The following is an 11534-nucleotide window of genomic DNA, read 5'->3' as shown; positions in this document are numbered from 1 at the left end:
CGATAGGCTGGCTATATTCATCGTGTTAATGGCGTACTTGATATGTACTTCCACGCCATCTAGCATGGCTTGTAGCACCTGCATAGCTTGATGGCTTTTTTGATTGTGGGAAATGGGTAGCATGGGGTTACTCCTGTTGTTAAAGGCTGGTTGGTTGTCGTTGTGGCTACTGCTTGACTTCGCTATGATGGGCAATGCTGGCAGGCGTGGGCGGTGTTTGCCCTTGACTTTCTAGCCATTGCCAAATCTCTTGATTGTGCCAAACGGTTACAGTTTCTGATAACTTTATTGGTTTTGGGAATTTGCCAGATTTTACCCACGCCCAAACGGTGGATTTGCCAATGGGCAAAAATGGCAACAACTGGCTTAGGCGGCTCATGCCGTCTTTGGGTAGGGTTATTGGTTTATCTTGGTTCACGCTGTACGCTCCTAGATTGTGGGTGTTTGTTGCTTGTATTGTAAGGCGTGGCAATGAGTTTCTTGCAATAGTGAAAGGGTTTCATGCATGGATGCAATCCAATCAAAAACCAAACAAAAAACCCTTACAGTTCAAAGGCTGTAAGGGTGTTATACAATGATAAAAAATTAGCGTGTTTTTTGTCCGCCCATGCGGTATTGTTTGGGTCGTACAATGCTATCAACAGCTCCAGCGATACGGGCAGATACGCCATATTTTGACCTAATCCAATCTACAATAGTATCTTTTTTTGGTGGTATTTCGTTACTTTTGTGATTTTCCCAAAATTCTCTATAAACTTCATTGATAATTTGCATTTCTTCGGTGGCGTTTATGACGACTTCGGCAGGCGTGGTATTGGCTGACTGCGTGGCAAGCCGACTTTCAAGCTCTGCTATGCGGTCTTGTAGTTCGTTGTTTTGTTGCTGTAGGTCGTTGATAGTCTCGGTTTGGGTTTGTTGTTCTAGTTGTTCGCTAAGTGTGCCATATCTGTTGATGTTGGGTTGTAGTTTGGCTTGTAGCGTCTCGTTTTCTTTTTTTAGGCGGTCATTTTGTGATATAAGGCTGGATAAATAACGCCCATCTAATACCTGCTGTAATTGCTTTCTTAGCCGTGCGATTTCCCTGTACTCCTCCTGCATGGCAAAATTCGGCTCTAGGCATTTTGCAAGTGGTTCAAATGCCAATAAATCTTGTCGTTTGAAATAGTATTCTTTTTGCCATTCCTGATAAAAGTAGCGTTTAATGTGTTCTTGCCAACCACAAATCTCATTTAGTCCCATCAAACTTTGAACAACCAATTTTCTATCACTTTCATCTTGTTTCAGATTATTGGCAATGTCATCAATAATACTTGAAACAGCATTCAAGCCGTCCATGTTTTTGATAAAGTCTTTGCACTCGTACAATGCAAAATCTTGATTGATTTTGTAGGGGGTTACTGCTTCGCCAAATTTTACCGACTGCAAATAAAGGCAAATATCATACAAGGGGTTTTGTGTATTTTCGCCAATCAATAACAGCAAGTCGGGTAAGCTGATATAATCCTTTAAGGGATTTAATGCAATGTCTAACAACCCCATTTCATACCTTACCATACCTTAAAAAATAAAATGCAAGGCGGGGCGGTCTAAGGTATGAAAAATAACCGCCGTTCGGTTAATTACTCCTAGCCTTGCAAAACTTTTAAAAATCTGGAATATCCTTAATGGCGTAACATAGACGCATGGGGTGCTGGCTTAATGCCACAAACCCAAACCGCTCATAAAAGGCTTTGGCGGTCTCGTCTTTGGCATCAACAATCACATAAGCAAGCCCCATCATCTGCGATAACTTCTTGACCGTCTGCATGGCGTGTAACAGTAAATCAGCACCAAGCCCACGCCCTTGATATGCCTTATCAACCGCCAGCCGTCCAAGCAATACGCACCCTATGGGGCTATGTGGGCTTTGGCGTTTGAGTAGTTCGCCATCGTCTGACTACATAATCTGACAAGCAGACAAGGTATAAAACCCTGCCAGTCGGTCATCATCTATCGCACCATAAATAACAGTTTCGTGGCGTTTTAATAACTGGCTTGCCTGCTGTCTGATAAAGCGGTTTAATGGCTCTACACCGCAATCAAAACCGCTTTTATCGTGGTTTTTGGCAAGTTTAGTTATCAACATTGACAAAACCCCTATCAAATAGCGATTGCATGGCTTTGGCTGGTTTGGCAGGCGTGTCTAGGCGGTCTATGGCTTGTTGCCATTCATCGCTGGTTAGGGTGATTTGCGTGGTTTCTTTGATGGTTTGGCTGGCTCTTTGATAAGCACTATCCAAGATGAAATAGCTCATACTCACCCCTAATGCTTGGCTGGCTTGTTCTAGCATGGCTTTGGTGTGTGGCGTGGTTCTAAGCTGTATGCGTTCGGTGGCTTGCATGGTTTATCCTTTGTATGTTTGTGTTGTGTACATGATAGCATAGATATGTTTATATCATCAACATAACACACCCATCATCTTTAAAAAACCCGAAAATTTAAAGATGATAACCCTGCTAAGTTATTCCCATATCTGCTAAGTTATTCAATCTTAATAGTAAAACACCGCAAAGCCTTATAGATAAAGGGATTGATAGTGTTTGGTGTAGTCGTGGTTGTGCTGGTTTTTATGGTGTTTGAGGTAAAATTTATAATAACTTAGCAAAACTTAGCAAATGGGTGGAAAGTTTTTAACCCTTATGAGGTAAGGCTTACAAGGTTTTTTTTGAATAACTTAGCAAACTTAGCAGACTTTTGGGGTGTGTTTTTTAATTTTATCATCAAATAATGCAGATATATGAGTATCAAAAACAAGCACGCAAGCCCTAGCACCGAACCATGACAAACGCCAATTAGGTCAAAAATGGGTCAGATTTGGGCGAAAGTGGGCGGTGGCGGTGGGTTTGGTGGGCGTGGTCGGATTGGTCGGACTGGGGCGAAAAAATCGGAACGGCTGGGGAAATGAAAAGTTATATCATAACCTATAAAAAAAATTGCAGGCGTGGCATGGCTGATAAAAAACCAGCACCGCCAACCGCCAAAAAAAAATCATCAAAGGGCAAAAAAAAACAACAAGGGTAAAAAATAAATAAAAAAATAAAATATATATAAAAAATACTTTTTTTATATATATTTTATTATTCTTAGGGCTTTTTTGGGTTTTTGCCTTGCTGTGATTTTTTTGGACTGGCACAAATTTTAGAACTTTTTTTGTTATATTATAACATTACATATATTATTTAAAATAAATATCCCCTTTTGATTTATATTTTTAATCATTTTTGGGCGTGCAGGCGTGTTATTTATTGCACAAGCTCCATCATCTCTAATCTATGTACCGCCAATTCGTCCATAATCTCATGTTCTTTATATTTAATCGCCTTTAAAAAGCTAATAAATGCCTGCTCGCTGTGGTCGGTCATGCGTTTGTTTTTGTAGCTGTCAAAATTGCCGTGTTTGATTTCATCAACGATATTTGCCCAGTCGTTCATCATTCTGGTGCGTGCTGGCAATAGATTGGCTTCATTGTACGCTCTTACCGTCTTATTACCCTGCACATGGGATAATTGCAATTCTATGGCTTGTGGTGGGTATTGCATTTCATAAAGGCTGGTACTTGCCAAGCCACGAAAGCCATGTCCAGTCATACGCCCTTGATAGCCCATTGTTTTTAGTGCTTTGGTAAAGGCGTTTTCTGATAGCGTGTCAGCTTTGCGACTGCGATTACTACAAAAAACATAGTCATCATGTAGCTTCATGGCTTGAATGTCTTTTAAAATCTTAACCACGTGTGGGGCAAGTGGGACAATGTGCGGTAAATTATTTTTCATGCGGTCGGCTGGAATGTGCCAAAGGTTGTTTTCAAAGTCCAATTCAGCCCATCTCATGCCCCTAAGCTCTTTGGTGCGAACAAAGGTATAACACATCACATAAAAGCCATATTTGGTTAATAGCTCGCTGTTACTACTGTCAATGTCTGCTAGAAGCTGGGGAAGTTCGGTTATCTTAATGCGTGGATAATGCTTGGTTTTGTGTTCCACTAGGCTTTTGCCGATACTTCTTGGAATGGGGTTGTATAAATTTTCTGCCAATCCCTTTTCTATGGCATAATCATAAATAGCAGTTATCCAGCCAATCACTCTATGGGCGGTGCTGGTCTTGCCTGCCAACGCTAGGCGGTCATGTACTGCCATAATGTCAGGCAGTCGCAAAGCATAAATATCTTTATTGCCTATGATGGGGTAAATGTGGTTATGATATGCCCCTTTGTCTCGTTTGAATGTGTGGGGCTTAGTGCGTGTTTCATGGTGTTCTAACCACTTTTGAGCAAATACATCAAAACTATTATCGGTTTGCTGTTGTTTGGTCTGCTTGGCGTGTTCTTTGGGGTCTATGCCTTGTGCTAGCAGTCTTTTAAGCTCTGCTAATTGCTCTCTTGCTTGTGCTAAGCTGATTTGTGGGTATTGCCCTATGGATTGGTTGGCTTGCTTTCCTTGATAGCGATAAGCAATAACCCATGATTTAACACCTGTATATCTAACCCATAATTGCAAGCCGTTCATGTCGCTGTACTTGTCAGGAACTTTGGTATCAATGCTCTTTTGTGTTGGTACTAGCTTTTTGATTTTGGTATCTGTTAAAGCCATAATTGATAAGCCTTTGGGTGTGATTTGTTGGTATTGAAAGAATGTGAACTACAATACCAACAATAATACCAACAAAATTCATGGATAGCAATAGACTATAACGGACTACATAAGACAACAAAAAGACTGAAAAGCTAGAAAAACCAAGGGCTATCGCACGATTGCGGACAGCCCTAGATTGTTATATGGTCGGAGTGGCGGGATTCGAACTCGCGACCCCTTGCACCCCATGCAAGTGCGCTACCAAGCTGCGCTACACCCCGATTGAATTGCTATTTTACTAAATTTTTTAAATTTTGCAAGCGTTTTTCTTATTTTATCATCAATCACCAACCCCAACTCAACATAGCACTATTTGCATAAAAAACCCCTGTTAAAAACAAGGGTTCATCATGATAATCAATGGCTTACTTAGGTAGCTTAGGAGGTTTATCTGGTTTGGGTAGGGGTGTCGTGTTTTGATTCTCTTCTATCACTTCAAGCCGAACTTCCATACCATCATTATGATGCTCAGTAACTACTTCTTGAATACCTTGCGATTCATCAGTCACCACCCCTTCTTTATTATCCTTAGGCTTTCTACCCAAGCGACGCACAACATAACTATCTGTAAGGACACGTACACTAGGCTCTTTTTCATCAGCAATGTCTTCATAGATGACCTGCCCTTCACTGTTAATCTTAGCGTATTTAACCGACTCGCTTCGTGGAAAGAAAAAATCCCATGGCGTCACCAAAAAATGTCTCCACACCAACCCAGATAATTTTTTCCATTCAAAGAATTCCACTTCTTTAGAACGCAACGCAACAAATAACGCCAAAGAAAAGCTCACCATTAAGTTCACCGCACCAATGAGCAGTACACCGATAAAAGATAGTATCACAAGCCCCCAACTTAGGTCCTGTGGCGATAGATAAAATAGCCCATGCACAAAGTTGGCAGAAGCAAAAGCGATATGACGAATATCTAGTGGCAATCCAAGCATATAGCCAATGGTTGCCGTACTGCCTAAGAAGCAACCAAAGATAAAGTTACCCATGATTGCCCCAAGATTCGCTTCAATAAAGTTACCTAGCTTTTCTTGCCAAGCACTTGGTAAGATATGCGACAACAAGCGATGGCGACGGATACGCTCACCAATCTTATTGTAAGCTGATAGATTATCATAATAACCTGCAATAAGCCCCGATAAGAACAAAAACACACCTGCAATTGCCGCATGTGGCAAAGAGAGCGAACGAATAGGATCAAGCTCATGCAATAGATGTGCCGCCTTATAGCCATCAATCATGGGCGTGCCTGTGATTGACAGCCATGCATAAGCAATTAAAAGAGCCACTGGCATAGCAATCGAGATATTACCCAAAATCGCTACAAACTGCGTCCGTAAAATATCTACAATCAGCTCAGATAATTTGGTCAGCTGTTGGGTTTTTTTATTGCCCGAGCCATCTGAAATGGTTGATGCAATAGCGGCGGCTGTCATGGCTGGCTGCTTGGTTGCAACCGTACCGCCTGCAATATGAATGGCAACAAAGCCCAAACCATAAATCATGCTATTGATAAAAGCCCTACCGACTGGAGCTAACACCAATGATGAACCCAAAATTTTTATGGTCGCCATAAATGCAATAAGCAATCCGCCAATCGCTGCTTTTTTATACATCTTGCGATAGCCTGTGCGGTCAGTGCTGATGTAGTGCTCCCCTACTCGGCTAGCATTTTCAGTAACCTTGCGAGATAACAGCTTTGTATTATTTTCAATCAAATAACTAAAGCTATAACGAGTCTTTGCTGTACGCACAATCTGTGCGGTCAATTCAACAATTGCCTTATCACGGTTTTTTTGGTTGTCCGAAACCAGCTCAATAAGCACCTGCATTCTATGCAAGCTTTGCTCAAGTCGCACAAGCATATTGGTCAGACGAATTGAAATACCAGTCTTATAGATGCGTTTTCGCACATTGGTAACTATCTCGTGGCATTGCTCTAGCATGACAAGCAGTGGTGCAGGACTGATGTCTTCATCAGGCGTGATATCCGTCATCAAATCTAGCTCATGTGTCTTTCGGTATTGATTGACATACAATACAGCTTCTTGGTTTTGTGCCACAAAAGCTGCTGAATGATTCAGCATCTGCGGATAAGCTGACATTAAATCAGGGTGCAGACCCATACCACTAATACGGTATGATAAGATAACTATGGCATTTAGAATATTATTTTTAGCGGTTGCCACTAAGGCTAAGTCTTCATCATCAACATGAATCAGCTCAATTAGCCTATCCCATTTAGCACCATCAATCATGCGTACCCAACGCAAGTCATTGCGTTTGTTGAATAAAAAACTAGCAAGCTCAACAACCGAATCTTCTTCGGGTAACAGTGGTAAAAAGCGATGCCCAATTAGCCTGTTAACGCTATAAGAAAAACTTTGGTCAGAAGCGATACCCGTATCCGTATAAAGCGTTACTTGATTATATTTATTCGTCAATCGCAAAATAAACGCCGCCAGCCCCGAGCCATACTCAGGGTTTTGCTCAACCAAGGCAATCAGCTGACTTATTTTTTCATTGGCAGCGTCTTCATCACCCTCGTCGACACGCAACTCATCAACCAATTGCTTTAGCACTTGGGTTTCAGGCATTTCTTTTAGTGCTAAGATACGCTGTAAAATATCTTTTAACTCAGCATTATTAGGGTTTTGCAACAGTTTCTCCAAGTTTTTTATTTTATTAAAATCAGCAAAATTAGCTTAACAGTCCAAAAGTTCAAAAAAATCTTACCATCAATGCCAAGTCTGGCAAAATAGCTAAGTATTCATAAGAATATACACATTGTCCATTTATGCTTACGCACGGCATTGGTATAACCTAACCATTGCGTTTAGCATTTAACATCGCTTGAATATTGGTCAGATAGTCTTGAGAGATCTGCTTGGGGTCTTTGTTGCTTGGACGCTTAGCAGGATAATCAACATGATCGGTTGGTAACTCATCTAAGAACCGTGATGGCGTGGTGGTTTTAAAATCCTTACCCATACGGCGTTTTTGAGCAAAAGTTAAAGTCAGCTCAAGCCTTGCACGAGTAATGCCCACATACATCAAACGGCGTTCTTCTTCAATATCATCTTGCAACAAAGAATTGCGGTGTGGCAAGATTTCCTCTTCAACACCAATGATATAGACATGATCAAACTCCAGACCCTTTGCAGCGTGTAAGGTCATCAAGTTGACCTTATTGGTATTTTCCTCTTCTTGTTGTTGCTCTAGCATATCTAATAGCATCATCTTACGAACCACAGCTTCAATGGTCGTGTCTTCGTCATCTTCGGCACGGTTAATGAGTGTGGCGATACTCTGATACAGCGTTTCAATGTTATCAAGTCGATTCTTTTCTTGCTGGGGGGTTTTGCTATCTTCTTTGATATAATCAATATAGCCTGTTTCAATAATCATCTGACGCACCAGTGGCATGGGGTCGGCGTTGTCATACAGCTCACGAGTATAATATTCAATAAACTCAGCAAAGGCATATAGCGTGTTGCTCGCTTTTGCTCCCACCGTTGCTTTTAGCCCTGCGTGCGAACAGGCGGATAGTAAAGATATGCCATACTCTTGGGCAAGTAGGCCTAGCTTTTCTAGCGTAGCAGAACCCATACCACGCTTTGGGGTATTAATGATGCGTAAAAAAGCTGCATCATCATCAGGATTTAGAATGATACGCAGATAACTCATCACATCCTTAATCTCCGTGCGAGCAAAAAAGGATGTACCACCTGAGAGCTTATAAGGCACATTCAGCTGACGCAGCTCAGTCTCTAATACTCGTGCTTGAAAATTGGAACGATATAGTACGGCATACTGCTCCCATAGGTTGCCATGACGCAGACGATGGGCGACGATTTCTTTAACAACTCGCTCCGCTTCATCTAGATCTGTTGGGCAAGTAATCACACGGATATAAGCCCCCTCGCCTTTATTTGACCACAATGCCTTATCAAAGATATGTTCATTATTGGCGATGACGATATTTGCCGCACTTAAGATGCGATTGGTAGAGCGGTAATTTTGTTCAAGTTTGACCACATGCAGATTGGGGAAATCCTGCTTGAGCAGTGCCATATTTTCAGGTTTTGCTCCACGCCATGTATAGATGGATTGATCATCATCACCCACTACCGTGAAACGAGCAGTTAGCCCAACCAAGAGCTTAACCAGTTCATATTGAGCGGTGTTGGTGTCTTGATACTCATCTACGAGTAAATAACGAATACGGCGTTGCCATTTTTCACGCACCATCTCATTTTCTTTTAAAATACGGACAGGCAGAACAATCAAATCATCAAAATCCACCGCATTATAAGCCCTAAGATTGCGTTCGTACAATCCATAAAGATGGGCAAAAATCATGTCCTCTGGGTCCGATAAAGTGGTCGCTGCATCTTCAGGAGCAATCAAATCATTCTTCCAATCTGAAATAAACTTCATCGCCTTGCCTGCAAATTCACGACTCTCAGAACCGCTCATATTATCACGCATCATTAGTTCCATCAGCAGTCGTTTTGTGTCATCTGCATCCATGATGCTAAAATTGCTTTTTAAGGGCGTATGAATCAGCTCATAACGCAAAAACTGCAAGCCAAACTGATGAAAGGTAGAGACCGTCAAACCACGAGTTTTTTCATTCGGCAAAAGTTTGCTCACACGAGCCTTCATCTCTCGTGCCGCCTTATTAGTAAAGGTCATGGCAGTGATTCGCTCAGCAGGAATATGGCAGTTGGTAATCAAGTGGGCGATTTTTTGGGTGATGACCGATGTCTTACCCGACCCTGCCCCTGCCAGAACGAGCAAAGGACCTGACACATGGGCTAAAGCTTCTTGTTGGCGGGGGTTTAGCTGACTCATACTCTAAATTCTTTGGGAAAAATGGGGACTCATTATAAAGGATTTTGGTAAATTGGGCAAAAGTTTGTATCAAAACTTGCAATGAAAAAAGGTAGTATTTTGCAATATTACCTTTTTTCATTGCCCATGAACAGTTCTGTGATTGCCTACAGCAAAGTTTTGGCTGTAGGTTAATTTTGCCAAAAGTAAGGTGGGTAAGACCAAGCAAGATTGATATTTAATGCCCAATAACATCATAAAAACACCGCTTGTTTAGCTAGTATTTTTTAATTATTTTAAATAAAATAAACACCACGCCGCACAAATGCCCAGTACAATGCCCATGCCATTGATTTTTGAAATCTTTTCTTTAAAAGCCAATAAGCCCACAATCGCACCCAAACACATCACCCCAATATTCATACCTGCAAACACCAAGGTGGGGTCATCTTTAAAGGCTTGATAAGCTTTGATATAAAATAAGATATTAGCAAAATTAAGACCGCCCAATATCACCCCACTTGCCAAACTTTGACCATGCCATTTGGTTTTTTTGATAAGCAAATAAGCTAGGCAATAAAATACCCAATGCCACAAAAACAAACACCTTACCAAACGCCACATTACCAATGCCATCAAAGCTCAGTTTCAGTAACGCCATGCACAGTGCCATGGCGGTCATATAATTCACCAAGATAGATTGGATGATGTCAAGGCGTTGTTGACGAGCAAACTTTAAAAATACAGACACCAGTACGCTAGCACAAATAGCAAGAATCAAAAAAATCATGGTTATTCCATCACACCAATTTGAAATATTTTGTTACAAAATGTGTGATATTATAGCCATGAATGGATGATTGTCAAAATTTTAGTGTACAGTTTTACACCAAACGAGAGCTTGCCAATGCGGTCAGCTGATACAGTCCTTCACGATATTTATTGACAGGCAATACTTCTAAATATTGTTGAGCCTGTTTGGTTTCGTCTAAGGCTTTTGCCTTGCAGTAGTCCAATGCCCCAGATTGTTGCACCAAGGCAATCAGCTCGCCTACATCATCAACCTTCCCTGTCTGCACAGCGATGCGTAACTTGTCATAATTGATGGCATCGGTATCCTTTAGAATTTCTAGGGTTTTGATAATCGGTAAAGTCGGCTTACCCTCCGCCAAATCATCGCCTAGGTTCTTACCCATCATCGCTGTATCGCCTGTAAAGTCAAGCACATCATCAATCATCTGAAAGGCATTACCAAAGTGATAAGCAAACTTACCCAAAGGCTCAAGCAAATCATCACGACCTGCCAAAATCCCTGCCCCTTGCGTTGCCATCATAAATAATCTTGAAGTTTTTCCATCAATAATTTGACGATAGTCTTCCTCGGTAGTCTCTGGGTTGTGCTGATGCTGTAACTGCAACACCTCTCCTTCTGCAATATCGCAAGTGCCATCAGAAAATAGCTGAAGCAACGGCAAATTACCAAATCCAACAAGCAAATTAAACGAACGAGCAATCAGATAATCTCCCACCAGTACAGCTGTGGCATTATTCCAAGTGGCGTTAGCAGTCGGTCTTCCCCGTCTAAGCCCTGATTCATCAATCACATCATCATGTACCAGTGTGGCAGTATGAAGCATCTCAGTAATCGCCCCAAGCTCCAATGCCTGCTGACTTTGTTCATCATGTAGCATTCGTGCAGTCAGCAGCGTAATGAGTGGTCGCATCCGCTTACCACCTGCATCAATGACATGCTTAGATACCTGCATAACTAAGCGTACTTTGGAATTTAAACTGCCAAAAACCTGCTTATCCATGATGGCAAAATCATCAGCAACGATGGCTTGAATGTCTGCATAAGTGGGCGTAATCATTATTTTTCTCACACTTTTAAAAAATTTATTTATCATATCATAGCCCATATATTTCTAAAAGAGCATTCGTCAAATTCAACCAACAGTTGCATTCATCTGACACCCTCGTATAACTTTCTCTTATGTTTTTTTATTATTAACAAACCAATA

The 11534-nt window shown here is 41.4% G+C and carries 11 protein-coding genes and 1 tRNA gene; all 12 read right to left on the bottom strand.

What is annotated here, in order from left to right:
- Positions 1 to 166: 166 nt before the first annotated feature.
- Positions 167 to 418, bottom strand: a complete 252-nt coding sequence (locus tag ACERC6_RS07695; protein ID WP_373628440.1) for a helix-turn-helix transcriptional regulator — start codon at positions 416 to 418, stop codon at positions 167 to 169.
- Between the two features lie 167 nt (positions 419 to 585).
- Positions 586 to 1539, bottom strand: a complete 954-nt coding sequence (locus ACERC6_RS07690; RefSeq protein ID WP_373628439.1) for a hypothetical protein — start codon at positions 1537 to 1539, stop codon at positions 586 to 588.
- Positions 1540 to 1642: 103 nt separating this feature from the next.
- Positions 1643 to 1879 (bottom strand): GNAT family N-acetyltransferase, encoded by a 237-nt coding sequence (locus tag ACERC6_RS07685; protein WP_373628438.1) that lies wholly within the window; start codon positions 1877 to 1879, stop codon positions 1643 to 1645.
- A 57-nt stretch (positions 1880 to 1936) separates the two neighbouring features.
- Positions 1937 to 2125, bottom strand: coding sequence for a hypothetical protein (locus tag ACERC6_RS07680; RefSeq protein ID WP_373628437.1), 189 nt, complete (start codon positions 2123 to 2125; stop codon positions 1937 to 1939).
- Entirely contained in the window at positions 2112 to 2381 is a 270-nt protein-coding gene (locus ACERC6_RS07675) for a DUF1778 domain-containing protein (protein WP_373628436.1), read from the bottom strand. Before ACERC6_RS07675 ends, ACERC6_RS07680 begins: the two co-directional genes overlap by 14 nt.
- Before the next feature lie 901 nt (positions 2382 to 3282).
- Entirely contained in the window at positions 3283 to 4626 is a 1344-nt protein-coding gene (locus ACERC6_RS07670) for a tyrosine-type recombinase/integrase (RefSeq protein ID WP_373628435.1), read from the bottom strand.
- A 186-nt stretch (positions 4627 to 4812) separates the two neighbouring features.
- A tRNA-Pro gene (locus tag ACERC6_RS07665) sits at positions 4813 to 4889 on the bottom strand.
- Positions 4890 to 5033: 144 nt separating this feature from the next.
- Positions 5034 to 7274 carry a site-specific recombinase gene (locus ACERC6_RS07660; RefSeq protein WP_373628446.1) on the bottom strand — a complete coding sequence of 747 codons (2241 nt, stop codon included), beginning with the start codon at positions 7272 to 7274 and terminating at the stop codon, positions 5034 to 5036.
- 226 nt (positions 7275 to 7500) lie between these two features.
- Complete coding sequence (locus ACERC6_RS07655; protein WP_373628434.1) at positions 7501 to 9534, bottom strand: UvrD-helicase domain-containing protein; 2034 nt, start codon at positions 9532 to 9534, stop codon at positions 7501 to 7503.
- Positions 9535 to 9804: 270 nt separating this feature from the next.
- Positions 9805 to 10023, bottom strand: coding sequence for a hypothetical protein (locus ACERC6_RS07650; RefSeq protein ID WP_373628433.1), 219 nt, complete (start codon positions 10021 to 10023; stop codon positions 9805 to 9807).
- Positions 10010 to 10303, bottom strand: coding sequence for a hypothetical protein (locus ACERC6_RS07645; protein ID WP_373628432.1), 294 nt, complete (start codon positions 10301 to 10303; stop codon positions 10010 to 10012). The genes ACERC6_RS07650 and ACERC6_RS07645 overlap by 14 nt, the downstream gene beginning before the upstream one ends.
- A 94-nt stretch (positions 10304 to 10397) precedes the next feature.
- Positions 10398 to 11384 (bottom strand): polyprenyl synthetase family protein, encoded by a 987-nt coding sequence (locus tag ACERC6_RS07640; protein WP_284672973.1) that lies wholly within the window; start codon positions 11382 to 11384, stop codon positions 10398 to 10400.
- Between the last annotated feature and the right edge of the window lie 150 nt (positions 11385 to 11534).

This window comes from Moraxella sp. E33BD (genome assembly GCF_041807865.1).
In the GTDB taxonomy this organism is placed as follows: Bacteria; Pseudomonadota; Gammaproteobacteria; order Pseudomonadales; family Moraxellaceae; genus Moraxella; species Moraxella haemolytica.
This window is presented reverse-complemented; position numbering and strand designations above follow the sequence as displayed.

Excerpts from the sequence above, each read along its gene's own strand:
- ACERC6_RS07690 (WP_373628439.1), bottom strand. The coding sequence starts at position 1,539 with ATGGGGTTGTTAGACATTGCATTAAATCCCTTAAAGGATTATATCAGC.
- ACERC6_RS07680 (WP_373628437.1), bottom strand. The coding sequence starts at position 2,125 with ATGTTGATAACTAAACTTGCCAAAAACCACGATAAAAGCGGTTTTGAT.
- ACERC6_RS07675 (WP_373628436.1), bottom strand. The coding sequence starts at position 2,381 with ATGCAAGCCACCGAACGCATACAGCTTAGAACCACGCCACACACCAAA.
- ACERC6_RS07670 (WP_373628435.1), bottom strand. The coding sequence starts at position 4,626 with ATGGCTTTAACAGATACCAAAATCAAAAAGCTAGTACCAACACAAAAG.
- ACERC6_RS07660 (WP_373628446.1), bottom strand. The coding sequence starts at position 7,274 with ATGCCTGAAACCCAAGTGCTAAAGCAATTGGTTGATGAGTTGCGTGTC.
- ACERC6_RS07655 (WP_373628434.1), bottom strand. The coding sequence starts at position 9,534 with ATGAGTCAGCTAAACCCCCGCCAACAAGAAGCTTTAGCCCATGTGTCA.
- ACERC6_RS07645 (WP_373628432.1), bottom strand. The coding sequence starts at position 10,303 with ATGATTTTTTTGATTCTTGCTATTTGTGCTAGCGTACTGGTGTCTGTA.
- ACERC6_RS07640 (WP_284672973.1), bottom strand. The coding sequence starts at position 11,384 with ATGATTACGCCCACTTATGCAGACATTCAAGCCATCGTTGCTGATGAT.